This window comes from Pseudomonas syringae (assembly GCF_001698815.1).
Taxonomy (GTDB): Bacteria; Pseudomonadota; Gammaproteobacteria; order Pseudomonadales; family Pseudomonadaceae; genus Aquipseudomonas; species Aquipseudomonas syringae_A.
In genome coordinates this window covers 69681-95212 of record NZ_LGSI01000050.1, presented here as the reverse complement: position 1 = coordinate 95212, position 25532 = coordinate 69681, and the positions used below count along the sequence as shown (strand labels likewise).

General features: G+C 59.9%; 24 protein-coding genes. 19 read left to right on the top strand and 5 right to left on the bottom strand.

Translation table 11 applies throughout. The features are described from left to right. Positions 1-38: 38 nt before the first annotated feature. The 3 genes from AFK24_RS16210 to AFK24_RS16200 all read left to right on the top strand — a co-directional run bounded on the left by AFK24_RS16210 (position 39) and on the right by AFK24_RS16200 (position 2038). The gene (locus AFK24_RS16210; protein ID WP_065834162.1) at positions 39-524 is read left to right on the top strand and encodes a flavin reductase family protein; all 486 of its coding nucleotides are present in this window, start codon (positions 39-41) and stop codon (positions 522-524) included. Positions 525-720: 196 nt separating this feature from the next. Then, positions 721-1473 carry a GntR family transcriptional regulator gene (locus AFK24_RS16205; RefSeq protein ID WP_065834161.1) on the top strand — a complete coding sequence of 251 codons (753 nt, stop codon included), beginning with the start codon at positions 721-723 and terminating at the stop codon, positions 1471-1473. A gap of 1 nt (position 1474) precedes the next feature. Continuing rightward, a complete protein-coding gene (locus tag AFK24_RS16200) occupies positions 1475-2038 on the top strand; it encodes an NUDIX hydrolase (protein WP_065834160.1) in 564 nt (187 codons plus the stop codon). 130 nt (positions 2039-2168) lie between these two features. Here the strand turns inward: AFK24_RS16200 and AFK24_RS16195 are convergent, their stop codons facing one another. Beyond that, complete coding sequence (locus tag AFK24_RS16195; RefSeq protein ID WP_065834159.1) at positions 2169-2456, bottom strand: DUF1330 domain-containing protein; 288 nt, start codon at positions 2454-2456, stop codon at positions 2169-2171. A gap of 96 nt (positions 2457-2552) precedes the next feature. Here AFK24_RS16195 and ribBA point away from each other — a divergent pair, with 96 nt between their 5' ends. The 7 genes from ribBA to AFK24_RS16160 all read left to right on the top strand — a co-directional run bounded on the left by ribBA (position 2553) and on the right by AFK24_RS16160 (position 9726). Further along, a complete protein-coding gene (gene ribBA / locus AFK24_RS16190) occupies positions 2553-3662 on the top strand; it encodes a bifunctional 3,4-dihydroxy-2-butanone-4-phosphate synthase/GTP cyclohydrolase II (protein WP_065834158.1) in 1110 nt (369 codons plus the stop codon). Positions 3663-4023: 361 nt separating this feature from the next. Next, positions 4024-5049 carry an ABC transporter substrate-binding protein gene (locus AFK24_RS16185; RefSeq protein WP_065834157.1) on the top strand — a complete coding sequence of 342 codons (1026 nt, stop codon included), beginning with the start codon at positions 4024-4026 and terminating at the stop codon, positions 5047-5049. Continuing rightward, positions 5034-5990: an ABC transporter permease gene (locus AFK24_RS16180; RefSeq protein ID WP_080482181.1), complete on the top strand. Its 957-nt coding sequence runs from the start codon at positions 5034-5036 to the stop codon at positions 5988-5990. Before AFK24_RS16185 ends, AFK24_RS16180 begins: the two co-directional genes overlap by 16 nt. Before the next feature lie 6 nt (positions 5991-5996). Further along, positions 5997-6812, top strand: a complete 816-nt coding sequence (locus AFK24_RS16175) for an ABC transporter permease (protein ID WP_065834156.1) — start codon at positions 5997-5999, stop codon at positions 6810-6812. Continuing rightward, a complete protein-coding gene (locus tag AFK24_RS16170; protein WP_065834155.1) occupies positions 6809-7963 on the top strand; it encodes an ABC transporter ATP-binding protein in 1155 nt (384 codons plus the stop codon). The genes AFK24_RS16175 and AFK24_RS16170 overlap by 4 nt, the downstream gene beginning before the upstream one ends. A 168-nt stretch (positions 7964-8131) precedes the next feature. After that, positions 8132-8617 (top strand): flavin reductase family protein, encoded by a 486-nt coding sequence (locus AFK24_RS16165; RefSeq protein ID WP_065834154.1) that lies wholly within the window; start codon positions 8132-8134, stop codon positions 8615-8617. Positions 8618-8688: 71 nt separating this feature from the next. Beyond that, the gene (locus AFK24_RS16160) at positions 8689-9726 is read left to right on the top strand and encodes an LLM class flavin-dependent oxidoreductase (protein WP_065834153.1); all 1038 of its coding nucleotides are present in this window, start codon (positions 8689-8691) and stop codon (positions 9724-9726) included. 461 nt (positions 9727-10187) lie between these two features. Here AFK24_RS16160 and AFK24_RS16155 read toward each other — a convergent pair whose 3' ends face one another. The 3 genes from AFK24_RS16155 to AFK24_RS16145 are packed head-to-tail and all read right to left on the bottom strand — an operon-like array spanning position 10188 to position 12756. Continuing rightward, positions 10188-10982 (bottom strand): PAS domain-containing protein, encoded by a 795-nt coding sequence (locus AFK24_RS16155; RefSeq protein ID WP_065834152.1) that lies wholly within the window; start codon positions 10980-10982, stop codon positions 10188-10190. Then, entirely contained in the window at positions 10983-11642 is a 660-nt protein-coding gene (locus AFK24_RS16150; protein ID WP_065834151.1) for a response regulator, read from the bottom strand. After that, complete coding sequence (locus AFK24_RS16145; protein WP_080482180.1) at positions 11611-12756, bottom strand: ATP-binding protein; 1146 nt, start codon at positions 12754-12756, stop codon at positions 11611-11613. Before AFK24_RS16145 ends, AFK24_RS16150 begins: the two co-directional genes overlap by 32 nt. 225 nt (positions 12757-12981) lie before the next feature. Between AFK24_RS16145 and AFK24_RS16140 the strand changes: the two genes are divergently transcribed. The 9 genes from AFK24_RS16140 to folD all read left to right on the top strand — a co-directional run bounded on the left by AFK24_RS16140 (position 12982) and on the right by folD (position 24047). After that, the gene (locus AFK24_RS16140; RefSeq protein WP_065834150.1) at positions 12982-13500 is read left to right on the top strand and encodes a dimethylamine monooxygenase subunit DmmA family protein; all 519 of its coding nucleotides are present in this window, start codon (positions 12982-12984) and stop codon (positions 13498-13500) included. Next, positions 13497-14432: a PDR/VanB family oxidoreductase gene (locus AFK24_RS16135; RefSeq protein ID WP_065834149.1), complete on the top strand. Its 936-nt coding sequence runs from the start codon at positions 13497-13499 to the stop codon at positions 14430-14432. The genes AFK24_RS16140 and AFK24_RS16135 overlap by 4 nt, the downstream gene beginning before the upstream one ends. A gap of 28 nt (positions 14433-14460) precedes the next feature. Beyond that, on the top strand, positions 14461-15477 hold the full coding sequence (locus AFK24_RS16130; protein ID WP_065834148.1) for a heme-dependent oxidative N-demethylase family protein: 1017 nt from the start codon (positions 14461-14463) through the stop codon (positions 15475-15477). Between the two features lie 37 nt (positions 15478-15514). Continuing rightward, positions 15515-16645: an aminomethyltransferase family protein gene (locus tag AFK24_RS16125; protein ID WP_065834147.1), complete on the top strand. Its 1131-nt coding sequence runs from the start codon at positions 15515-15517 to the stop codon at positions 16643-16645. Between the two features lie 31 nt (positions 16646-16676). Next, positions 16677-17543 (top strand): formyltetrahydrofolate deformylase, encoded by an 867-nt coding sequence (gene purU / locus AFK24_RS16120; RefSeq protein WP_065834146.1) that lies wholly within the window; start codon positions 16677-16679, stop codon positions 17541-17543. Between the two features lie 31 nt (positions 17544-17574). Further along, positions 17575-18942: an NAD(P)-binding domain-containing protein gene (locus AFK24_RS16115; RefSeq protein ID WP_065834145.1), complete on the top strand. Its 1368-nt coding sequence runs from the start codon at positions 17575-17577 to the stop codon at positions 18940-18942. A gap of 14 nt (positions 18943-18956) precedes the next feature. Beyond that, positions 18957-21299 (top strand): DUF1989 domain-containing protein, encoded by a 2343-nt coding sequence (locus tag AFK24_RS16110; protein ID WP_065834144.1) that lies wholly within the window; start codon positions 18957-18959, stop codon positions 21297-21299. Positions 21300-21373: 74 nt separating this feature from the next. Then, a complete protein-coding gene (locus AFK24_RS16105; RefSeq protein ID WP_065834143.1) occupies positions 21374-23050 on the top strand; it encodes an APC family permease in 1677 nt (558 codons plus the stop codon). 85 nt (positions 23051-23135) lie between these two features. Continuing rightward, positions 23136-24047, top strand: coding sequence for a bifunctional methylenetetrahydrofolate dehydrogenase/methenyltetrahydrofolate cyclohydrolase FolD (gene folD / locus AFK24_RS16100; protein ID WP_065834142.1), 912 nt, complete (start codon positions 23136-23138; stop codon positions 24045-24047). A gap of 73 nt (positions 24048-24120) precedes the next feature. Here the strand turns inward: folD and AFK24_RS16095 are convergent, their stop codons facing one another. After that, on the bottom strand, positions 24121-25446 hold the full coding sequence (locus AFK24_RS16095; protein WP_065834141.1) for an ammonium transporter: 1326 nt from the start codon (positions 25444-25446) through the stop codon (positions 24121-24123). Positions 25447-25532: the final 86 nt, after the last annotated feature.

Sequence of the window (25532 nt, the reverse complement as noted above, 5' to 3'; positions counted from 1 at the left end):
CTCGCTCCAACGCTTCAAACACAAAGGAGAGTCCCGAAATGATCGAACCTGGTATTTACAAAGAAGTCATGGGCTCATTTCCGTCCGGCGTCACGGTGGTCACCACCCTGGATGCCGAGGGCGGGATCGTCGGCATAACCGCCAGCGCCTTCAGTGCGCTGTCCATCGACCCGGCGCTGGTGCTGTTCTGCCCCAACTATGCTTCGGACACCTATCCGATCCTGCGTGACAGCAAGCAGTTCGCCATTCACTTGCTGTCCGCCGACCAAACCGCCGAAGCCTATGCGTTCGCCAGCAAGGGCAAGGATAAGGCCAAGGGTATCGAATGGCATTTGAGCGAACTGGGCAATCCGCTGCTGGGCAAGGCCACCGCGATCATCGAATGCGAGCTGTGGCGCGAATACGATGGCGGCGATCACGCGATCATCGTCGGCGCGGTGCGCAATCTGATCCTGCCGAAAAACCCGGTCACGCCGATGATTTATCACCGGGGCAAGCTGGGTCCGCTGCCGGTACTGGTCTGACAGGCGCCGGTCGCGCAGTGAAGTCCGCTTCGGTTGCAGTCAGCGTGTCGCTTGCACAAGCCTGCGTGATAAACTCGCCGCTGTTTTTGGCTGCGTCACCGGCGAGATTTGCCGATTCGCGGCCATGTACCAGACTTGCAGAGCATAACGGCTCTTTTCGCTTCACCCATGACAGTCACAATCAGAGCGGGACTCCATGAAACGCCTTCCACTCGACGACAGCTTCAAGGTCAATCGCAACCCTATTACCCTGCGCGAAATCGTGCTGGACAAGCTGCGTAGCGCCATCATGAATTTCCAGCTGCTGCCCGGCGACCGCCTGGTGGAACGCGATCTGTGCGAGCGTCTGGGCGTGAGTCGCACTTCGGTTCGCGAAGCCCTGCGCCATCTGGAATCCGAGGGCCTGGTGGAGTTCGCCGACGCCAAAGGGCCGCGCGTGGCAATCATCACTCTGGAAGATGCCTGCGATATCTACGAGCTGCGCTGTGTGCTCGAAGGCCTGATCGTGCAGTTGTTTACCCTGCGCGCCAAGGCCAAGAACATCCGGGCGCTGGAAAAAGCCCTCGAAGAAAACCGCAAGGCGCTCAACGAGGGTGAGCTGCAACAGGTCATCGACTCGGTGCAGAGCTTCTACGACGTGCTGCTCGAAGGTTCGGGCAACCATGTCGCAGCCACTCAGTTGCGCCAGTTGCAGGCACGCATCAGTTACCTGCGGGCGACCTCCGTGTCCCAGGAAAACCGTCGCAGCGCCAGTAACGAAGAGATGGAACGCATCGTTGCGGCCATCAAGAGCGGTGATCCGCTCGCCGCGCATCAGGCGTCGGTGGATCACGTTCGCAGTGCCGCCAAAGTGGCGCTGGATTACCTCAAGCTGAAGCAGAACGATGGCAGCAAGGTTCGTGAAATCGTCGAGCCGGTGGCCCTCAAAGAACCGCGCATAGGCCGTTGACATGGTCACTCCGCGCTTCTGTCCGCAATGTGGGGGCGCTGACCTCGCTCAGCGCATTCCAGCGGGTGACACACACCCGCGATTGATTTGCGGCAGTTGCGCTTACGTTCATTACGTCAATCCCAAGATCATTGCCGGCTGCATCATCGAGCGGGACGGCAAGTACCTGTTGTGTCAGCGCGCCATACCGCCGCGTCCCGGCACCTGGACGCTGCCGGCGGGCTTCATGGAAAGCGGCGAAACCACCGAACAGGCCGCACTGCGCGAAGTCTGGGAGGAAACTGGCGTACGCGCCGAAATCGTTTCACCCTACTCGATCTTCAGCGTGCCGCGCATCAGCGAGGTGTACATCGTATTCCGCGCCCTCGCCCTGGAGATCACCGGCCAGTTCGGCCCGGAAACCCTCGCCTGCCGCTTCTTCGCCCCCGAAGACATTCCGTGGGACAGCATTTATTACCCGGCAATCCGACAGATCCTCGAGCGCTACATCGAAGAACGCCAGACCGGTTCATACGGGATCTACGTCGGCAACGACGATACCGGCAAGGTGCATTTCATTCGCTGAACTGCGCTAGCCTTTTTTAGCGAACTTGGTGGGAGCGAGCTTGCTCGCGAAAGGGCAAGTTCGGCCGACACATTTTCTTAGCCTTATTTAAAAGCTTCGCGAGCAAGCTCGCTCCCACAAGAGCCGCTTCTCAAACTCCTTCTACAATCACAATCTCGGCCGTCGACGCGCCCTGGCGATAGCTCAGCGCGTCCTGATATTCCGCCGAGTGATAGCAGGCCAGTGCCTGTTCATACGAATCAAATTCGATCACCACGGTGCGCTGCGCAGCCGCCTTGCCTTCCACGGCCTCGCTACGCCCTCCTCGGGCCAGAAACCTGCCGCCATACAGCTTGAACGCGGCCGGGGCGCGCTGCGTATAGCCGGAATATTGCTCCGGATCGTTGACGTCCACCTGCGCAATCCAATAAGCCTTCATCTTCACCTCCGCCCTTGAAAAATATCTGTCGCTTATGATTTATCTGTCTTATGGTATACCACAAATAAACAGCGATACGACAGCCGGAGCCAGCCCATGCCTTTCAACCGAATCGAAGAAATCATAGAGGATTACCGTCAGGGCAAGATGGTCCTGCTGGTGGATGACGAAGACCGGGAGAACGAAGGCGATCTGTTGCTCGCGGCGGACTGTTGCGATGCCCAGGCGATCAGCTTCATGGCTCGCGAGGCGCGAGGCCTGATTTGCCTGACCCTGACCGACGAGCATTGCCAGCGTCTGGGCCTGGAACAAATGGTGCCCAGCAATGGCAGCGTGTTCGCCACGGCCTTCACAGTATCCATCGAAGCGGCCAGCGGGGTCAGCACCGGTATTTCCGCTGCCGACCGGGCCCGGACAGTCGCCGCAGCGGTAGCCAGCGATGCCTGCGCCGACGACCTGGTGCAACCCGGGCATATCTTCCCGCTGCGCGCCCGGGAAGGTGGCGTGCTGACCCGCGCCGGCCATACCGAAGCCGGTTGCGACCTGGCGCGGCTGGCCGGTTTCACTCCCGCTTCGGTGATCGTCGAGGTCATGAACGACGACGGCACCATGGCCCGACGCCCGGACCTGGAAACCTTCGCCGCCCGACACGGCATCAAGATCGGCACCATCGCCGACCTGATTCACTACCGCTTGAGCACCGAGCACACGGTCCTGCGCATCGGCGAGCGGGACTTGCCGACGGTACATGGCACCTTCCGTCTGATCAGTTATGAGGATCGCATCGAAGGCGGCGTCCACATGGCAATGGTCATGGGCGACATCAAGCGCGAAGAGCCGACGCTGGTGCGGGTCCATGTCATCGATCCGCTGCGGGATCTGGTGGGTGCCGAATACACCGGGCCGAGCAACTGGACACTTTGGGCTGCCCTGCAAAAGGTCGCAGAGGTGGGCACTGGCGTGGTCGTGGTGCTGGCCAACCACGAGTCATCTCAGGCGTTGCTGGAACGTATTCCGCAACTGACCCAGGCGCCCCGGCAGTTCAGCCGTTCGCAGTCGCGGATTTATTCGGAAGTCGGCACCGGGGCGCAAATCCTGCAAGACATTGGCGTCGGCAAACTGCGTCACATGGGTGCCCCGCTTAAATACGCGGGCTTGACTGGCTACGATCTGGAAGTGGTGGAGACCCTGCCTTTCCCGGGATGAAGGTCGATAAAAACCTGTTTTTTTCAGGTATTTTTCTGTTTTAGAGGCGGTTTTTCAAGTCGGTGGCAACACGCTGAAAGCCCTGCCACAAGGGCGTTTTGTCCAATATACAAAGGGGCTAAAGGCGATCACGGAGCATAATTCCAGTGATCTTTGATGGCTAAACCCTTGCAGAAAGTTTGGAATACCATAATATGATATTCCGTAGACCGGAAGAACAGTCAGGCGCGCTCCAGCACTGGAGACAGCACAAACAACAGCCCCTGACACGGTCGCCCGTACAAAGGCCCAATGGACCTACTGCTCCCGATAAGCGGGCAACAACAGCCCGCTCAAAACACAACAAATGAGGGCGTACAAAATGGTGTTGAGTAAACGTGCAATTGCAGTCCTGACGGCCGGTGTGTTGTCCGTATCAGGCGCCGCGGCGATGGCCGCTGACAGCCTGAACTTCGTCAGCTGGGGCGGTTCGACTCAGGACGCCCAGAAGCAGGCCTGGGCGACGCCTTTCACTAAATCCAGCGGCATTGCGGTGGTGCAGGACGGGCCGACCGACTACGGCAAACTCAAGGCAATGGTTGAAAGCGGCAATGTGCAGTGGGACGTCGTGGACGTCGAGGCTGACTTCGCCCTGCGCGCCGCCAGCGAAGGCTTGCTGGAGCCGCTGGACTTCAATGTCATCAAGAAGGATCGCCTCGACCCGCGCTTCGTGTCCGACAGCGGTGTGGGTTCGTTCTTCTTCTCCTTCGTGCTCGGCTACAACGAAGGCAAGACCGGCAAGAACAAGCCTGAAGACTGGGCCGCACTGTTCGACACCAAGACGTTCCCTGGCAAACGCGCGCTGTATAAATGGCCAAGCCCTGGCGTGCTGGAACTCGCCCTGCTCGCCGATGGCGTTGCCGCCGACAAGCTTTACCCGCTGGATCTGGATCGTGCCTTCAAGAAACTCGACACCATCAAGAAGGATATCGTCTGGTGGGGTGGCGGCGCGCAATCCCAGCAATTGCTGGCTTCCGGTGAAGTCTCCATGGGCCAGTTCTGGAACGGCCGGGTCTTCGCCGTACAGCAGGATGGCGCGCCAGTGGGCGTGAGCTGGAAGCAGAATCTGGTCATGTCGGACTTCCTGGTGGTACCAAAAGGCGCCAAGAACAAGGACGCGGCCATGAAGTTCATCGCCAATGCCACTGCAGCCAAAGGCCAGGCTGACTTCTCCAATCTGACCGCCTATGCTCCGGTGAACCTGGACAGCGTGCAGCGTCTGGACTCGACCCTGGCGCCTAACCTGCCTACAGCGTATGCCAAGGACCAAATCACTCTCGACTTCGCGTACTGGGCCAAGAACGGTTCGGCCATCGCGACACGGTGGAACGAATGGCTGGTCAAATAAAAATGACGGCCGTCACGGCCCGTCAATCCAACCCGGCCGGTGGTGCTTCCAGCACCGCCGGCGCGGTACCGAGCCAGGCGGTGACAACGAAGCAGTCCGCTTCCTTGGCACAGCGCTGGCGCGGCAGCCGCAATCTACTCCCGGCCCTGATCTTTCTGGGTCTGTTCTTCTTCGCTCCACTGATCGGGCTGTTGCTGCGCGGCGTGCTGGAGCCGACACCCGGCCTGGGCAACTACGAACAACTGTTCGCTAACTCAGCCTATTCCCGCGTGCTGTTCAATACCTTTTCGGTCGCTGGTCTGGTCACGCTATTCAGCCTGCTGCTGGGTTTCCCGCTGGCCTGGGCAATCACGCTGGTGCCTCGCGGCTGGGGCCGCTGGATGCTGAACATCGTGCTGCTGTCGATGTGGACCAGTCTGTTGGCACGCACCTATTCCTGGCTGGTCTTGCTGCAGGCTTCCGGAGTAATCAACAAAGCATTGATGGCCATGGGGGTGATCGATGAACCGCTGGAGATGGTGCACAACCTGACCGGCGTGGTGATCGGCATGAGTTACATCATGATTCCGTTCATCGTGCTGCCGTTGCAGGCAACCATGCAGGCGATTGATCCGATGGTGTTGCAGGCCGGTTCGATCTGCGGCGCGAGTCCCTGGACCAACTTCTTCAAGGTGTTTTTGCCGCTGTGTCGGCCGGGGCTGTTTTCCGGCGGGCTGATGGTCTTCGTCATGTCGCTGGGTTACTACGTGACCCCGGCATTGCTGGGCGGCGCGCAGGACATGATGCTGCCGGAGTTCATCGTGCAGCAGGTGCAATCGTTCCTCAACTGGGGTCTGGCCAGCGCCGCTGCGGCATTGCTGATCGTGATTACCCTGGTGCTGTTTTACTTCTACCTGAAGCTCCAGCCGGAATCCCCGGTCGGCGCCAGCAACGCGAGGTAAGCCGACATGCTCCTGACTCCCAATGCCATGAGCCCGCAATTACGCTTCGGGCTGTACCTGACCACGGGCCTGATCGCGCTGTTCCTGATCCTGCCCATCGTGTTTATCGTGCTGCTGTCGTTCGGTTCGTCGCAGTGGCTGGTGTTTCCACCGCCGGGCTGGACGCTGAAGTGGTATCAGCAATTCTTCTCCAATCCGGAGTGGATGGCCGCCGCGTTCGCCAGCCTGAAAGTCGCGGTGCTGACCACGATCTGCGCCGTCGCCCTCGGCCTGCCCACGGCTTTTGCCCTGGTGCGTGGTCGTTTTCCGGGTCGCGACCTGCTGTACGGCATCTTTACCCTGCCGATGATCGTGCCGCTGGTGATCATTGCGGTGGCGGTCTACGCGCTGTTTCTCAAGTTGGGCTACACCGGCACGCTGTTTTCATTCGTGGTCAGCCACGTGATCGTCGCCCTGCCCTTCACCATTATCTCGATCATCAATTCGCTGAAGCTGTTCGATCAGTCCATCGAAGACGCTGCGGTGATCTGCGGCGCATCGCGTCTCCAGGCCATCGTCAAAGTGACCTTCCCCGGCATCCGGCCCGGCATGGTCGCCGGAGCCCTGTTTGCGTTTCTGGTCTCGTGGGATGAAGTAGTCCTGAGCGTGATGATGGCCAGCCCGAACCTGCAAACCCTACCTGTCAAAATGTGGACCACCTTGCGTCAGGACCTGACACCCGTGATCGCCGTCGCTTCGACGCTGCTTATCGGTCTGTCAGTCATGGTCATGGTGATCGCAGCGACGCTGCGTCGACGCAACGAAGCGAGGAGTACGTCATGAGTGCGGTGATAAAAGAAGCCGGCCAGCACGATCAGAAAACCCTGGTCAGCCTGTGCAACCTGAACAAGCACTACGGCGATTTTGCTGCCGTGGACAACATCTCGCTGGATATTCAGGACGGTGAATTCCTCACCTTCCTGGGGTCCAGCGGCTCGGGCAAAAGCACCACGCTGTCGATGCTGGCCGGGTTCGAAACCCCCAGCTCCGGGGAGATTCTGGTCAGCGGCAAATCACTGATCAATGTGCCGCCGCACAAGCGCGACATCGGCATGGTGTTCCAGCGCTACTCGCTGTTTCCGCATCTTTCGGTGCGCGACAACATCGCCTTCCCGCTGGCGATTCGCAAACTGGCCAGCGCCGAACGGGAAAAACGCGTGGATGCGATGCTCAAGCTGGTTCAGCTCGAACAGTTCGCCCATCGCCGCCCTTCGCAGCTTTCCGGTGGCCAGCAACAGCGCGTGGCAATTGCCCGGGCGTTGGTTTACGAGCCGCGCATTCTGTTGATGGACGAACCCCTCGGCGCGCTGGACAAAAAACTGCGCGAAGAATTGCAGGACGAACTGCGTCAGCTGCACCGCAGGCTGGGCATCACCATTGTCTACGTGACCCACGATCAGGAAGAAGCCATGCGCCTGTCCCAGCGCATTGCGATCTTCAGCCACGGCAGGATCGTCGGTCTGGGCAGCGGTTATGACCTGTATCAGAACCCGCCGAATGCCTTCGTCGCCTCGTTCCTGGGCAACTCCAACTTCCTCAAGCTCAAGGCCCAGGGCAACGCGGCCGCGACGTTTGAAGGACAGCCACTGTCCATCCGGCTCACTGCCAGCCTGCAGATCGGGCAGGACGTATTGCTGATGATCCGCCCGGAAAAAGCCCAGGCGCTGAGCCTCGAACAGGCCGCCAGCGAACCTTTGCTCAGTGGCTGGAACGAAGTCACCGCCAGCGTCACCGAAGTGCTGTTCCTCGGCGAAAGCCAGACCTGCTCGGTGGTCACCGCCAGCGGCACCGCCATGACCGTCAAGGCACTGTCTGCCACCGGCATGCCGATGAAACCAGGCGACAAGGTTCGCGTGCGCTGGGCTGCTGGCGATGCCTGTGTGTATACCGAATGGGCCGAAAGCGATTTGAACAAGGTGGCTGGCGCCCACTGATCCTCGGCGTGTCGGCGATGCCCTCCACTGGAGGGCATCGTCGTTTTCGACTAACCCGATGTCGTGTAAAAAGCACTTGCAACAATGGTATTACGGTATACCATAAACCAACAAATACGTTACTCACGACCAGAATGCAGCCAAGACCCGCACGCAGAGGAAACGAACATGATCGACGCAAACGCCTACAAGAACGTCATGGGCTCGTTCCCGTCCGGCGTGACGGTGATTACCACGCTCAATGACGAAGGCGAAGTGGTCGGCCTGACCGCCAGCGCCTTCAGTTCGTTGTCCATGGACCCGCCGCTGGTGCTGTTCTGCCCCAACTACAGCTCGGATTCGTATCCGACCCTGATCAAGAACAAGCGCTTTGCGATCCATTTCCTGTCCGGCACCCAGCAGAGCGAAGCCTATGCCTTCGCGCGCAAGGGCAAGGACAAGGCCGCCGGCATCGACTGGACCCTGAGTGAACTGGGCAACCCGTTGCTCGCCAACGCGACGGCGATCATCGAGTGCGAACTGTGGCGCGAATATGAAGGTGGCGACCACGCAATCATGGTCGGCGCGGTGAAAAACCTGATCGTACCCGAGCTGCCAAACAGCCCGATGGTGTATTGCCGAGGCAAGATGGGTGCGTTGCCCGCTCTGGTTTGAACCAGCGCAACCCAGGCAATTCCGAAGCTGGCTTATTCATTCGCAAAACAAAAAATTCGAGGGAAAGCGTCATGAAATTTTCGTTGTTCGTGCATATGGAACGCTGGGATGAGCAAGTCAGCCACCGGCAGTTGTTCGAAGACCTGACCGAGCTGACGCTGATGGCCGAAGCCGGTGATTTCAGCACCGTGTGGATCGGCGAACACCACGCCATGGAATACACCATTTCCCCAAGCCCGATGCCCTTGCTGGCGTATCTGGCGGCAAAAACCACGAAGATCCATCTCGGCGCCGGTACGATTATCGCGCCGTTCTGGCACCCGCTGCGGGTGGCGGGCGAATGTGCCTTGCTGGATGTGATCAGCAATGGCCGCATGGAAGTCGGCCTGGCGCGCGGTGCCTATCAGGTGGAATTCGACCGTATGGCGGGCGGCATGCCCGCCTCTTCCGGTGGCCAGGCGCTGCGGGAAATGGTCCCGGTAGTGCGCGCACTGTGGCAGGGCGACTATGCCCACGACGGCGACATCTGGAAATTCCCTACCTCCACCAGTGTGCCAAAACCGATCAAGACGCCGCCGATGTGGATCGCCGCCCGCGACCCGGATTCCCACAACTTCGCCGTCGCCAATGGCTGCAATGTCATGGTCACGCCGTTGATGAAGGGCGACGAAGAAGTCGTCGACCTGAAGAACAAATTCGAAGCGGCCCTGGCCAATAACCCGGATGTCCCGCGCCCGCAGCTCATGGTGTTGCGTCACACCCACGTGCATGCAGTGGATGATCCCGAAGGCTGGAAAGTCGGCGCAACGGCGATCTCGAAGTTCTATCGCACCTTCGATGCCTGGTTCGGCAACAAACAGACGCCGGTGAACGGTTTCCTCGCCCCGAGCCCGGAAGAGAAGTTCAAGGAACGCCCGGAGTTCGAATTGGAGAACATCCGCAAGAACACCATGATCGGCACCCCAGAAGAAATCATTACCCGGATCAAGTACTACCAGGAACTGGGCGTCGACGAATTCAGCTTCTGGTGCGACAACAGCCTGCCCCATGCCGAGAAGAAGAAGTCGCTGAAGCTGTTTATCGAACACGTGGTGCCGGCGTTTCGTTGAGCCGGGCGCAATCCTGGAGGTATCCCCAGACGCAGATGTGGTGCCCATAATGTGGGAGCTCACGAGCAGCGCGAGGCTGCGATTTCGGTCTGCCTGACACACCGCATCGCGGCCGTCGTAACCTCCGAACGCTCCCACAGGGATCATGCGTCCCACGGGGTGACCGTATTCCAACCGTAGGACCCGTAGATACTCTGTTCCCGGGCGTGGGAGTCGCACACATATCCAGTAGCCGCAGTGGAGCGAATTCACCTTTGCGCTCTCACCGCGCATTCCGGTGTTTGGCAAAGGAGGTAGGCCGTTTGCTGAACCTGTGGGAGCGATCGGGCTTTTGATCTTCGCTTTTCCGTGCCGCGATCTGACAGACGCCGCCAAAAGCGCGTCGGGAGGCTGAGTGGAGGTGTCGTGGTGGGGTGCGCTCGGCATGGATGCCGAGCGAGCGAAGTTGGCAGGCCCGTGCCTTATACCGATTTGTTTGCGCTGAAACTGCGGGTCTGGGCATCGGTCGCTCCCCGCTCGAAAATTGCCCCTTCAATACCCAACACCTCCCGATTATCCGAATAGATGCCGACGCCGGTTTCATAGACCTGTTTGATTGAGTTGTCCGCGCAACGAATCCGGTAACTGAGCTTGAACGGTTCCTGGCGGGACAAGGCATATTGAACTTCACGCCAGACGTAGTCGGCGTCTTCGGGAAGAATCAGGCTGTTGTAGGTAAAGTCGTGATTGTCCACCAGCCGCTCCGGCGGATAGCCCGTCAGTTGCAGGCACCCGGCACTGACGAACTCCATCGTCCAGTCCCGGTTGTTGCGGCCCCGGTAAATCAGCCCCGGCATGCTGTCGAGCAGACTGACCGCACTGCGTTGACTGGCCTGGAGGGCAACCTCCCGGCGTTTATGTGCAGTTATGTCGCCAATGACCAGGTTGTAGCCCGCGCCTGCGGCTTTCAGGCTGACCTCGAACCAGCGCAGCTCCCCCGACGGGTGCACAAACCGAAGCCGCTGTTTGAAGGAAGTGTCCGGATGCCGACGCAGTTCCCGTAATGCCTGAAGCCAGAGCGAGCGATCTTCCTGGTGGACGTAATCCACGATGTCGCATTGCGCATCGGGCTTTTCCATCAGTTCAACCCAGGCCCGATTACAGCGCGCTATCCGGCCATCTTCATGCAGCTCCAGCAACGCAACAGGAAAACGGTCCAGCACTGCCAACGACTGCTCATCGCGTAACGAGTCCGGTGCGACACTTTGCAGGGTCATTCAGTGGCGCTCCTGTTGTCTGACCGAAGCAGCATTGTGCACCCAGGCCGCCAACTCCAGGCGTGAATGCAGGTTCAGTTTCTGCAACAGATTCTTGACGTAGATCTTGACCGTGCCGTCGCTGATGCCCAGCTCGCGAGCGATCTGTTTGTTGCTCATGCCGGCGGCAATCAGGGTCAGGGTTTGCCCCTCGCGCTCGGTCAGGCTGCTGGTATCGGCCATGGCAGGACCTCGCTCGGGCTCCAGCTGCCCGGCAAGCAACGACACCAGACAATCGTCCAGAACAATGGCGCCTTTGTTGCAGTTGCGCATGTAGGCCAGGAGCGCATCGGGCTCGGTTTCCTTGAGCACATAACCGTTGGCCCCAAGCCGCAACGCCGTCAGCAATTCACCGCGATCCATGGATGCGGTCAGCACCACGATTTGACACCCCAGGCTCAGCTGACGGAGCTCATCCAGAACTTGCAGGCCACTCAGGCCAGGCATATGCAAATCCAGCAACACCTGTTGCGGCGCCAGACTGACTGCCAGGTTGATTCCTTCTCTGCCGCTGGCCGCTTGCCCGACCACTTCAAAGTCGTCGCTGGCGGCAAACAATTGCGCCAGGCCCTTGCGAAACAGCGGGTGGTCATCGATCAGTAACAAGGTCGTGGCTGACATCGAAACTCCCTGATGTGTCCGCGTGAAAAGCAGATAGTCCCAGGTGCACGCGAACACCGTGGGGCCGGATTGGCTCGATGGATAGTCGAGCGCCAATAGCTGAAGCGCGCTCGCGGATGATCGCCAGGCCAAAGTGATTTTCTTCTTCTGAGGCAGGACTCAGGCCGATGCCGTCATCTTCGACCGAAATCGAAGCATCACCCTCCTGGTCCTGCCGTAATTCGATGCGCACATGCCGGGCATGGGAGTGGCGCACCGCGTTGGTCAAGGCCTCGCGAATGATCTGCAGGACTTGCAGCTCGGTTGCAGGACTCAAGGCATCGTCGGCCAGGCGGTTGTCCAATTCGAAGACGATGATGCAGCGCCGGGAAAATTCGGCGACCGAATCCGCCAGGGCCTGACGCAGCGACCGGCCGTCCATGGTCAGCCTTGCGCTGGTAATCAGCTCGCGTACCTGCCGCTGCAATTGGCTCAGGCCTGCACTCAGCTCTGTAAGGGAAGCGGCAACCACTTCAGGTTCCGACATTCGGCTCTGGATCAAGCGCGCCTGGAACGACAGATACCCCAATTGCTGGGCCACCGAATCGTGAAGCTCACGGGCCAGTGCGCCATGTTGAAACGTGGCCTGTTTGCGTTGCGACTCACGCTTGTGCCGCAGCAACTGCACCGCTACACCCAGTGAATGCGCTGCGTCTTGCAGCAGCAAGCGCAAATACCTGCCGGCCGCCCCGGTTGTATCGAGCAACACGAACCCTTTGCCCTGGGCGCCTTCGTCCGGCAGGGCACAGACCAGTCGCTGCACGCCACGCTTGCGGCATGTGGTGCAGGCCAGAGGCATCGGCCCCGGCGTGGCGGCCCGCCAGGGACAAGCCGCGTCCGTGTGGCACTCGCTGATCAGGATTTTGCGTGCTGGCCCGAAGTCCATGTCACTGAGAATCAAATTCAGCTTGCAGCCGGGCAGCAACGCGTCGAAACGGTCCAGAAACAGCGGCAGGGCACCGTCAGTGTGCACCACGCCCAACGGCAGCTCAGCCAGCAGCTTGCGTGCATGGCTATCCTGCCGGGGCTTGAGCCACTGAAACCAGCGTGCCAACCCGTGCAGTCGGTTTTGCAAACCAGAGATCCTTTTTTTATTGGCCGGCCATCTGTTTCGAACCAGCAAGTTTCATGCCCCAACCACCCGGTTTCACAGGACTACCCCCAAAGGGATACCCCTTTTTCCGGATTGATCGGACATTCCTTCTGGGAAATTATCTTGCCTGTCAGAAAACATTCCGGACCGCCAGGCTCAGTCATTCATGCCTGCCCGCCGCCATACGCTCAGCAAGGATGAAAACCCATGCTCGACAGACAATGCATTGACGACCACAGGCTGCATAACAGCCTTCCCCGCTATGCCGAACCGCAGTCAATGGCGGCGGTGACGCACTGTCTGGCGGTCACTCAATCAGCCGAAGCCTGCGCGCCCTTTGTCAGCCGGTTGGGGCAGCGGCGCATTCTCGATGCCCAGGCCGATGGTTTCGTGGAGGATCTGCGCCGGTGGCTCGCCGCCGCCAGAGTCGGCAGTCATCTGTGCATCATGGGCGACGAAGATTTTATCTGGCACGTCCACAGTCAGGCGCGGGATGCCGGGCTGCAAGACGACGAGATCGAAATGACGCTGTGCTCGGTGTCTGGCGCTCGCTCCGTCTACTGCGTGCATTGCGGGCTGACTCAGCCTGGTGATGCTGCCGCTTCCCTGCAATGCCGGGGCTGCGATGTTCTCCTGGAAATACGTGAGCATTTCTCACGACGCCTGGGCGCTTATCTGGGTGTCTGCATGGATGCCGATGCCCCCTACGCGAAGTTGCGTTCATGAGCGCCGGTCTGCAAGTCCAGGTCAGCGCAGCACGGATGCTCACGCCCATCGTGCGCGAATTCACTCTGGCTCCCTGCCGGGGAAACCTGCCCGGATTCTCGCCCGGCAGCCACGTGCAGGTGCATTTGCCCATCGGCGAGCGAAACCTGCGCAACGCCTATTCGCTGACGAGCGATCCGGCCAACAACGATCACTACCGGATCGCCGTGCGCTTGCAGGAGCGCTCCCGAGGCGGTTCCCGTTACCTGCACGACAGGGTAAAGGTGGGCGACACCCTGACCATTTCTGCGCCCGCCAATCTGTTCGCCCTGCACTCCACCGGGCAGTTGCACATTCTGATTGCCGGGGGCATCGGTATTACGCCGTTCATGGCCTACATCCAGACCCTGGAACAACGTCAGGCGAACTTCGAGCTGCATTACCTGTATCGCCCTAGCCTGACCGACGCTTATCTCGAACAACTGCGAGCACGTCTTGGCTCACGGTTGCACGGCTACGAAACCAGCAAGGATTTCGATCCGAAGGCGATTTTCAGCAATCGTCCCCTGGGCAGCCATGTCTACACCTGCGGCCCGCAATCGCTGCTCAGTGCTGTTGAAGAGCAGGCCAAGGCGCTGGGCTGGCCCGCCAGTCGCCTGCATTGCGAAGCCTTCAGCGCCCCGCAACCCGGCCAGCCATTCGAACTGGAACTTACCCGCAGCGGCAGGCGCCTCCAGGTCGGTGCCGACCAAAGCCTGCTCGAAGCCCTTGAAGACGCTGGCGTGCCAGTCCCGAACCTGTGTCGTGGCGGTGTCTGCGGCCACTGCGTAACCCGCCATCTGGGCGGCGAAATCGAACATCGGGACAACTTTCTCAGCGCTGCCGAACAGGCCGAGTTCCTCATGCCTTGTGTTTCCCGAGGCTACGGACCTTGCGTTGCGCTGGATCTTTAGTTTTCCGGATCTTTCAGGAGTCAACATCATGTCCATTCTGTTCAGCCCCAAAGAGACCTATCGCGAAAACTTCAGCTTTCGCAACAGTCCCAGCGCTATCCAGCGCTTCCCTTTCCCGTTCAACGAAGACAGCTACCTGTACTCAGTGAATATCGAGCCGGCCAACTCGAAAGATCCCGGTTCCATTTACGAACACTGGTTCGACATCGACGAACATTACCTCTCGGAAATGGCCGAGCGTGCGTTGGTGCTGGACAAGGATCCAGGCCGATATCTGGTCATGCCGCACATGCAGCCCGCCGCGTGGGATGCCCTGCAAATGCTTATGGAGAACCTTTCCCGGGATTACCCCCAGTGGTTCGAGCTGGATCAGGACGGCCAACACTGGCATTGGCGCAACAAGGCGTTGGACATCGATCAGCGGTTCATTTTCGGTGATGCCTCGACGTTGCCTTGCGAGCCACTGGAGTTCATCACCCGGCAGGTCCAGGGGGATTTCGCCCTGCTGGATCAGCGCGATAACGACTTGTTCATGGATGCCGGCATGGTTACCAGCCCCGCCGACTGGTCCCTGGCGTTCGATGCGGGCATGAGTTTCAAGCAATGGCACACGCCCGTGCCCATGGCCAATCAGATGGGCGTCTTCGATCGAGCCTTGAAGTATTTGCTCGCCATGCAGACAGGCCAGCCGGTGCGGCGTCTGAACTGGACGCTGACCATCAATCCACGTCTGGATTCATCGCCGGAAACCTTTCACGAATGGGGCTCCGATCGCGGCACCGTAACACCGGACAACGTCGGGCAGCGGGTGCATCTGCGGGTCGAGCTGCAGTTCATGGCCCGTCTGCCGCGCAGCAACGGCCTGATGTTCAGCATTCGTACCTATTTGATCAGCATGGACGAACTGGTCACGCAACCGGGCTGGGCCTGCCGCCTGCATCGCGTCCTGCGTGACCTGCCCGATCCCATAGCGGATTACAAAGGCATGACCCGCTATCGACAGACGCTGGTCGAGTGGCTAAGCCACTTTGATCCAGACGCCTGATCTCCCCGCCGACTTCTTTTCAGACAAGGACACATTTATGGCTAATTCATGGCGCATTTCTGCACTCGCTGACCGCCATCGCGCACTGGGCTCCAACCTTGAAGACTGGAACGGCATGGGCACCGCCTGGACCTACGACTCTGACCTGGCCGATCACCATGAAGCGATTCGCACCCGCGCCGGGCTGATGGACGTTTCCGGCCTCAAGAAAGTCCACTACGTCGGCCCCCATGCCGAAAACCTGTTGCAATGGGCCACGACCCGGGACATCAGCAAGCTGTACCCCGGCAAATCCGTGTATGCGTCAATGCTCGACGAGGAAGGCAAGTTCGTCGACGACTGCATCGTTTATCGCACCGGCCCCAATGCCTTCATGGTGGTTCACGGCGCAGGCACCGGACACGACATGCTGGTGCGCTCGGCTCAGGGCCGTCAGGTAGCGATCCTGTTCGACGATGACCTGCACGACTTGTCGCTACAAGGTCCGCTGGCCGTGGATTTTCTGGCCGAGCATGTATCCGGCATTCGCCAGTTGCCCTATTTCCACCACATGCAGACCCGGCTGTTCGACCGGCCGGTGATGATCTCCCGCACCGGTTACACCGGCGAACGCGGTTACGAAATTTTCTGCAAGGCCGCCGATGCTCCGGCCCTCTGGGACCGGATTCTTCAAGAAGGGGCAGGCATGGGCATCATTGCTTGCGCGTTCACGGCCCTTGACTGGCTGCGCGTTGAAAGCTCGCTGATGTTCTTCCCCTACGACAACTCCCAGATGTACCCCTTTGCCGATCAGAAAGCTGGCGACACGCTCTGGGAAATGGGGCTGGACTTCACCGTATCGCCAGAAAAACTGGAGTTTCGCGGAGCCGAAGAGCACCGGCGACTGCGTGGCAAGGAGCGATTCAGGATCGCCGGCGTATTGCTCGACGGCGCGCGGGCCGCCGAAGCGGGCGACACCCTCTGGCATGAGGGTAAGCAGGTCGGCGTGGTGACCTGCGGCATGTACTCGCGCATAACCAAACGCTCCATGGCGATTGCCCGGATGAGCGTTGCCTGTTCCGTCCCCGGCGTCGCTCTGGAGCTGCGCGGCAGCCAGCAGACCCGTGCGCTGACCCACGCCCTGCCCTTTGACGACCCGCAGAAAACCAAACGCACGGCCAAAGGCTGATCACGTCCGCCGATTTGTACAGGAGCGCTCCATGAGCACCCAAGACGAACATTACATCCTCAAGATCAATTGTCCGGCCGCCTCCGGGATCGTCGCCGCGATCACCTCGTGCCTGGCCGATCAAGAGTGCTACATCAGCGAGCTGGCGCAATTCGACGATGAATTCACCGGGCAGTTTTTCATGCGTGCGGTGTTTCGGTTCAACAAGCAGGCGGTTGCCGACATCAACGCGCTGAAACGACAATTAAGCAGCCTGGCTGGCGGCTTCGATATGCAATGGGAGCTGTTCTGCACCAGCCAGCCCACTCGCGTGCTGTTGATGGTGAGCAAGTTCGACCATTGCCTCACCGACCTGCTGTATCGCCACCGCAAAGGCGAAATGGATATGCAGATTACGGCGGTGGTCTCCAACCACCTTGATTTGCGGGCCATGGCCGAGCGTGAGGGCATCCGCTTCATTTATCTGCCCGTGACCAAAGACACCAAGGCCAGCCAGGAAGCGGAACTGATGCGCATCGTTCAGGACACCCGGACCGATCTGGTGGTGCTGGCGCGCTACATGCAGATTCTGTCCGACGATCTGTGCAAACAGCTGTCAGGGCGTGCCATCAATATCCATCACTCGTTCCTTCCCGGTTTCAAAGGCGCCAAGCCTTATCACCAGGCCTATGACCGTGGCGTGAAGCTGATTGGCGCCACCGCGCACTACGTCACCAGCGACCTGGACGAAGGTCCGATCATCGAACAGGAAATCCAGCGAGTCGACCATACCCATCTGCCGGATTCGCTGGTGGCCATCGGTCGGGACACCGAAACCGTGGCGCTTTCCAAGGCGCTGAAATATCACCTGGAACACCGGGTTTTCATCAACCGGGACAAGACCGTGATCTTTCGCTGAGCGCTCCCTTCGAACATTACGAGGCACGACCATGACCCTACGTGTGGCAATCATCGGCGCCGGCCCTTGCGGCATGGCACAACTTCGAGCGTTTCAGTCAGCCCGTGACAAGGGCGCCGTCATCCCGGAACTGGTCTGCTACGAAAAGCAGCAGGATTGGGGCGGCATGTGGAATTACACCTGGCGCACCGGGCTGGATGAAAACGGCGAGCCGGTGCACGGCAGCATGTACCGCTACCTGTGGTCCAACGGCCCGAAAGAGTGCCTGGAGTTCGCCGACTACACCTTTGAAGAGCATTTCGGTCGGCCCATTGGCTCTTACCCACCCAGGGAAGTGCTGTGGGATTACATCAAGGGCCGCGTGGAGAAAGCCGGTGTACGCGATTACATCCGCTTCAATCACGTCGTGCGTCAGGTCAGCTTCGACGAAGACAGCCAACGCTTCACTGTCAGCGCTCATGACTACACCCGTGATATCACCAGCAGCGAGGAGTTCGATTTCGTCATCAATGCCTGCGGGCATTTCTCGACGCCGAAAGTCCCCCACTTCCAGGGCTTCGAACAATTCGCCGGACGAATTCTCCACGCTCATGATTTTCGAGAGGCGCTGGAGTTCAAGGACAAGGACCTGTTGATCGTCGGCAGCAGCTATTCGGCCGAGGACATTGGCTCCCAGTGCTACAAATATGGTGCGCGCAGCATCACCAGTTGCTACCGCAGTGCGCCCATGGGCTACAAATGGCCGAGCAACTGGGAAGAAAAACCGCTGCTGCACCGCCTGGAAAACAATCGTGCCTGGTTTATCGACGGCACCAGCAAACACATTGATGCCGTCATCCTGTGCACCGGCTACAAGCATCACTTCCCGTTCCTGCCCGACGAATTGAACCTCAAGACCGATAACCGTCTTTGGCCGCGAAACCTGTACAAGGGTGTGTTCTGGGAAGCGAACCCGCGCCTGATCTACCTCGGCATGCAGGACCAGTGGTACTCGTTCAATATGTTCGACGCCCAGGCCTGGTATGCCCGTGATGTGATCCTGGGGCGTATTGCACTGCCTTCCCACGCCGACATGTTGGCGGACAGCCAGCAATGGTATGAGCGGGAACAACTGCTGGAAACCAACCAGCAGATGTTTGAATACCAAGGCGCCTACATCCAGCAACTGGTCAATGCCACGGACTACCCCGATTTCGATATCCCGGCCGTCAACGAGACCTTTCTGCACTGGAAGCATGACAAGGCCGCAGACATCATGGGCTACCGCGACAAGTCCTACCGCTCATTGATGACCGGCACCCAGTCACCACCCCATCACACGCCCTGGCTGCAAGCCTTGGACGACTCCATGGCGGCGTATTTGGGTGAGCCGGCTTCCTCTATCAAGTCGGTCGGTTGACGCGGAGCGTGAACATGAATGCTCCTCGCGTTTCCCAACCCTGGGAACCCGGTCTGTTTGCCCGCGCACCGCGAACGGAACGTTATCGCGTCGCTGCGGGCGGGCTGACACTGATCGAGCTCCACCCTGGCGACCATCTACAGGTAATCGATATCGAAGGACGGCAAACCTGCCAGATGCTGGTCATTCAGGCCAGCGGACGGAACGCGCTGGGCGCCTGGGGTTTGAGTCAGTCACCGGTCTGCCGCTTCATCAATGAACGTCTGGCGAGCGGAACATTGCAAGCGCGCCGCATCGACCAGGCCTTGCACAAGCGCGGCCTGGACTGGCGTCAGTTGCCGGGAGCAACCTCGTTGTGGGGCGATGAAACGCCCGCCGGGCACCATCGTGACTTTGTCGCCGATGAGCATCTGCTGATCATCGTCGGCGCACCGGACGGGCCGACCACAGTGGATCAGCAATACCGCCCCAGCGAACTGCGTCTGCTGGTTGAACGCGCCACTGCATCACCTCTTCTGCTGCCGACCTTGCCGGAGCCGCTGGGCGAACTGGTCGACGAATTTACTATTCAGGCCGGGACAGCCAAGGGCTACAGCGTCGCCAAAGGCCAATATATCCAGGTGCTGGACGTTGCCGGTCGCCAGTGCTCGGACTTTGTTGCTTTTGATCGACGCGCACTGGACCGGGGCCTGGAGCTGGATCTGGACCAGACCGTGACCCGCACCCTGAACGGCAGCGCTTACCCGGCACCTGGGCTGTTCGCGAAGTTTTTCGACCGACACATGCAGCCGATGCTGGAAGTGGTGCGCGATACCGTTGGCCGACATGATTCCTTCGCTCTGGCCTGCGCCGCGCGCTACTACGAAACCCATGGCTACTTCGGGCACGACAACTGCAGTGACAACCTCAGCAAGGCGCTTGCGCCATCCGGCGTCCAGACGCGCAACGGCTGGCCCGCCATCAATTTTTTCTTCAATACCGGCATTGACGCTCACCAGCACATGACCCTCGACGAGCCGTGGTCGCGCCCCGGCGACTATGTGTTGCTGCGCGCCATGAACGATCTGATCTGCGGCAGTTCTTCCTGCCCGGATGACATTGATCCGGCCAATGGCTGGGACCCGACTGATATCCATATCCGCATCTACAGCGAAAAGGAGCACTTTTCCATCGCCATGAGCACTCGAACCACTGCCGACGCCGATCCGGTTCTCACCCGGGAATCGGGGTTTCACTCGCGCACCAAAGCCCTGACGGGCAGCTTCGTCGATTACCGCAACTGGTGGTTACCGCTGCGCTATGACGGGTTCGGCGCCATCGACGAGTACATCGGTTGCCGGGAGCGGGTGGCGGTCATGGACCTGACTGCCCTGCGCAAATTCGAAATCCTCGGCCCGGACGCCGAAGCACTGTTGCAGTATTGCCTGACGCGGGATATCCGGCGTCTGGCAATCGGTCAAGTGGTGTATTCGGCCATGTGCCATGAGCATGGCGGCATGCTCGATGACGGCACCCTGCTGCGTCTGGGGCCGGACAACTTTCGCTGGATCTGCGGTGAGGATTACGCCGGTGTCTGGCTGCGCGAACAGGCGCAAAAGCTGGGCATGAAGGTGTGGATCAAGTCGGCCAGCGATCAGATTCACAACCTGTCGGTACAAGGCCCACTCAGCCGCGAACTGCTCAGCCAAATGATCTGGACGCCGTCCACTCAACCCGGCGTGGAAACACTGGGCTGGTTTCGCTTTCTGGTGGGTCGCCTGGACGGTTACGACGGCTGCCCGCTGATGATCTCCCGCACGGGTTACACCGGCGAGCTGGGTTATGAGGTCTGGTGCCAGCCACAGGATGCCGGACAGGTCTGGGATCGTCTCTGGCAACTGGGCCAGCCCTTGGGCATCGTCCCGCTGGGTCTGGAAGCGCTGGATATGCTGCGAATCGAAGCCGGACTGATCTTCGCTGGCTATGAGTTCACCGACCAGACCGATCCATTCGAAGCAGGCATCGGTTTCAGTGTGCCCCTCAAGAGCAAGACTGACGACTTCATTGGGCGCGAGGCGCTGATCCGGCGCAGCACCCATCCGGCTCACAAGCTGGTGGGGCTGCAATTGAGCGGTAACGAAGGGGCTCACCATGGTGACGCGGTGTACAGCGGTCGAGCCCGGGTCGGTGTCGTGACCAGTGCCTGCCGCTCGCCCCTGCTGGCCAGCAATATCGCGTTGTGCCGCATCGATGTGGCCTGCGCCGAGATCGGCACAGAACTTGAAATTGGCAAAATCGATGGCCTGCAGAAGCGCATCAGCGCCAGGGTCACGGCACCGATTTTCTACGACCCGGACAAGAGCCGCGTACGTAGCTGATCGGCACCAGGAGCAACTGCGCCAAAAACTTTGACTGCCCCACGATAACTCTACTCAGACATGGGAATACAAAGATGCAAGCGACTACGTTCGAGACCGTACCGCAGGCCGCGCCTTCGGTCGGCCTGCACCGCAAGATCGATTGGCGTGGGGCTTTCTGGGTGGCCAGCGGCGTGCCTGCACTGGTGCTGTTTTCCATCGGTGCAATTGCCGCCACGGTCGGCAAACCCGCGTGGATCGTCTGGATCGTTTCAATCCTGTTCGGCTTTATACAGGCCTTCACTTACGCCGAGATCGCCGGTCTGTTTCCACACAAATCCGGAGGTGCATCGGTGTATGGCGCCATCGCGTGGGTGCGCTACAGCAAGTTGATCGCTCCGGTTTCGGTGTGGTGCAACTGGCTGGCCTGGTCCCCGGTATTATCCATTGGCTCGGGACTGGCGGCAGGTTATATCCTCACCGCACTGTTCCCCGCTGACGCATTGATCAACACGTGGCAATTGACACTGCTGGATCTGGGCTGGATCAAGAGCGGGCTGTCACTGCGGATCAACGCAACCTTTGCCATTGGCCTGCTGATCCTGCTGGGCGTATTCGCGGTCCAGCACGGCGGCATTCTGCGCTCGGCGCGGCTGACTCTGGTGCTGGGCATCACCTCACTGATCCCGCTGGTATTGGTCGGTGTGGTGCCGCTGCTGACCGGGGATGCCACCCAGGCCAACTTCCTGCCACTTTACCCCCTTGCTCGCGACGCGGCCGGACAAGTCATCGACGGCGCCTGGGATATCTCCGGCTGGTCATTGATGGCCGGTGGCCTGTTCATTGCGGCATGGTCGACTTACGGCTTCGAAACCGCTGTGTGCTACACCCGGGAATTCAAAGACCCCAAGCGCGACACGTTCAAGGCAATTTTCTATTCCGGCCTGCTCTGCATCGTCGTGTTTACCCTTGTTCCGCTGGCCTTTCAGGGCAGTCTCGGTCTGGGTGAGCTGGTCACCCCCGCGGTGTTGGACGCCACAGGTGCAATCGTGACCCCGGCGGTCTACAGCGGCCTGCTCTCCCCCGGCATCTACAGCGGCATGGGTGTCGGCCAGGCCATGGCGGATAGCATCGGCGGCGGCAAAGTCGTGGCCAATATCGTGCTGATCATGCTGATTCTCGCCACGTTGCTGGCCATCATGACGTCGATGTCCGGTTCATCGCGCACCCTGTATCAGGCTTCAGTGGACGGCTGGCTGCCCAAATACCTGGGCCGCACCAACGAACACGGCGCACCCACTGCCGCCATGTGGACCGACTTGTCGTTCAATCTGCTGTTGCTGCTGATGTCTGACTACGTGTTCGTGTTGGCCGCCTCCAACGTCAGTTACATCATCTTCAACTTCCTCAACCTCAACGCCGGCTGGATCCATCGCCTGGACCGCCCGGACTGGGTTCGCCCCTACAGGGCACCGACACTGCTATTGGCGGCCGGTGGCGTGCTGAGTTTCGTCAATCTGGCCTGCATGGGCCTGGGCGCCGACATCTGGGGCGCCGGTACACTGGTGACGGGGCTGATCCTCGCGGTGCTGATCATTCCCGTCTTCTGTTTCCGCCACTATCTGCAGGATAAAGGGACGTTTCCTCAAGCGATGCTGACCGACCTGCATCTGCAGGTCGACGCGGGCGCCAGGCGCGCAGGCGTACTGCCTTATGTCACGTTGATTGCCGGTGCATTGGTGGTGTTCTTCTGCCATCGACTGGTAGCCTGACGCCCCCTTGCAAATCCTCGCGATGGATCACTGCGGCCCAGTGTCCATCGCCTCCCCCGCCATCAATACCAAGGTGACTCACCCCATGAGCGTTTCCCCTGCATTCGCCCGGGACATCGACGGCAAAGCCATCGCGGCCCAGGTCCTCAGCGAAGTCAAAGACGAAGTCGGCGCATTGGCCCGACAGCAGATCCATCCCGCGCTGGCGGTGCTGCTGATCGGCGACGACGCCGCCAGCCAGGTTTACGTGCGCAATAAACTGCTCAGGGCTGAAGAAGTGGGTATCCGCTCACTGGAATACCGCCTGCCAGCCAACACAACGCAAGCACACGTGTTGACGCTGATCGCGCAATTGAATGCCGATCCAGCGGTCAACGGTATTCTGGTGCAGCTGCCGTTGCCTTCGCAGATCCAGGAACACATCGTGATTCAAGCCATAGACCCCATCAAGGATGTGGACGGCTTTCATCGGCAAAACGTCGGTGGCCTGGTCCAAGGTGCGACAGTGCTGACGCCCTGCACGCCCAGCGGTTGCATGCGCCTGTTGTACGACACCTGCGGCGACTTGAGCGGCCTGCATGCCGTGGTGATCGGTCGTTCCAACATTGTCGGTAAACCCATGGCAACCCTGCTGCTACAGGCCAATTGCTCGGTCAGCGTGGTGCACTCACGTAGCGTCGACGTAGCGGCCTTGTGCCGGATGGCCGACATCGTGGTTGCGGCCGTCGGCCGCCCGCAAATGATAGATGCCAGTTGGCTCAAGGCCGGTGCGGTGGTCATTGATGTGGGGATCAATCGTATCGAGACGCAGACGGGCAGCCGTCTGGTAGGGGATGTGGACTATGCCAGCGCGCGAACCGTTGCCAGCGCAATTACGCCGGTGCCCGGCGGCGTCGGGCCGATGACCATCGCCTACTTGCTGAAGAACACAGTCATCGCGACCCGGTTGCAGCTGGAAGAATCCAGAACCAGAGCGCCAGAGCCACAGTTTGCGTAACGCAGCAAAAGCTTCTGTCAGATAGACACGACAACGCGGGGTCAATCATGAACCCGCGCCCCGGCAGCCAACCTTAGTGGTTATAAGCCCGCTCATTATGCTCGGCCAGATCCAGCCCCATCTCTTCCACCGACTCGTGAGCACGCAGACCGACGATTGCATTGACCACCTTGAGGATGATCCAGCTGACCACGAAGCAATAAACCGTGGTCATCAGCACGCCTTTGATTTGCGCCACAACCTGGCTGCCCATGGTCACGCCTTCGACCAGACCGCCCAGCGCTGGCACGCAGAACACGCCGGTCAGCACCGCGCCGATCATGCCGCCGATACCGTGCAGGCCGAACACATCGAGGCTGTCGTCATAACCGAAACGCTGCTTCAGGACGGTCACGCTCAGGTAGCAGAACACCCCGCAAAGCAGGCCAATCGCAAGCGCGCCGCCAACACCGACGTAAGCGCATGCTGGCGTAATCCCCACCAGACCGGCCAACGCGCCACTGGCCAGACCCAACGCACTCGGCTTGCCGACCTTGAACCACTCGGTGAACATCCAGCCCAGAATCCCGGCGCAGGCGCCCAGTTGGGTGTTGAGCATGACAATGCCCGACAAGCCACTCAGACCGCCGCCCGAGCCGATATTGAAACCGAACCAGCCGACCCAGAGCATCGCTGCGCCAACCATGGTCAGGCTCAGGTTATGCGCTGGCATCGGCGTGTTTTGATAACCCTTGCGTTTGCCGAGGATCAAACACGCCGCCAACGCCGCAACGCCTGCATTGATATGTACCGCCGTGCCACCGGCGAAATCCAGTACGCCCCAGTTGTGCATCAAGGCGCCCGCTCCGCCCCAGACCATATGCGCGACCGGCGCGTAGACCAGGGTGAACCACAAAGCCATGAACAGCAGCGCGGCGGAGAATTTCATGCGCTCGGCGAAGGCACCGGCAATCAGCGCAGGCGTAATGATCGCGAAGGTCATCTGGAAGGTCACGAACACACCTTCAGGGATATCGCCCACCAGGCTCTCAGCGGTCATGCCGGACAAGAACGCCCGGCTCAGCCCGCCGACAAAGCTGTTGAAGCTCACTTCACCTTCAACCATGTTGGTGGTGTCCACGACCATGCTGTAGCCATAGATCACCCACAACACGCCCACCAGACCGGCCACGCCGAAACACTGGGTGAACAACGACAGCATGTTCTTGGCTCGCACCAGACCGCCATAAAACAGGGCAAGGCCTGGCAGACACATGAACAACACCAGCACAGCGGCGGTGATCATCCAGGCGGTGCTGCCGGTATTGAGCGTTGGAGCGTCGGCCGCATGGGCCAACGGGCTGATGAAACTCACAGCCAGTAGAGTAAGAAGGGATTTGCCAGGTAGACGGTTAACCATTTTCGAAGCTCCTGCAAATGAATGGAAAGTGTCTGGCAGTGAGCAAAGTGAAGTGCGGCGCCGGGCCTTTGCGGCCTCTTTCAATT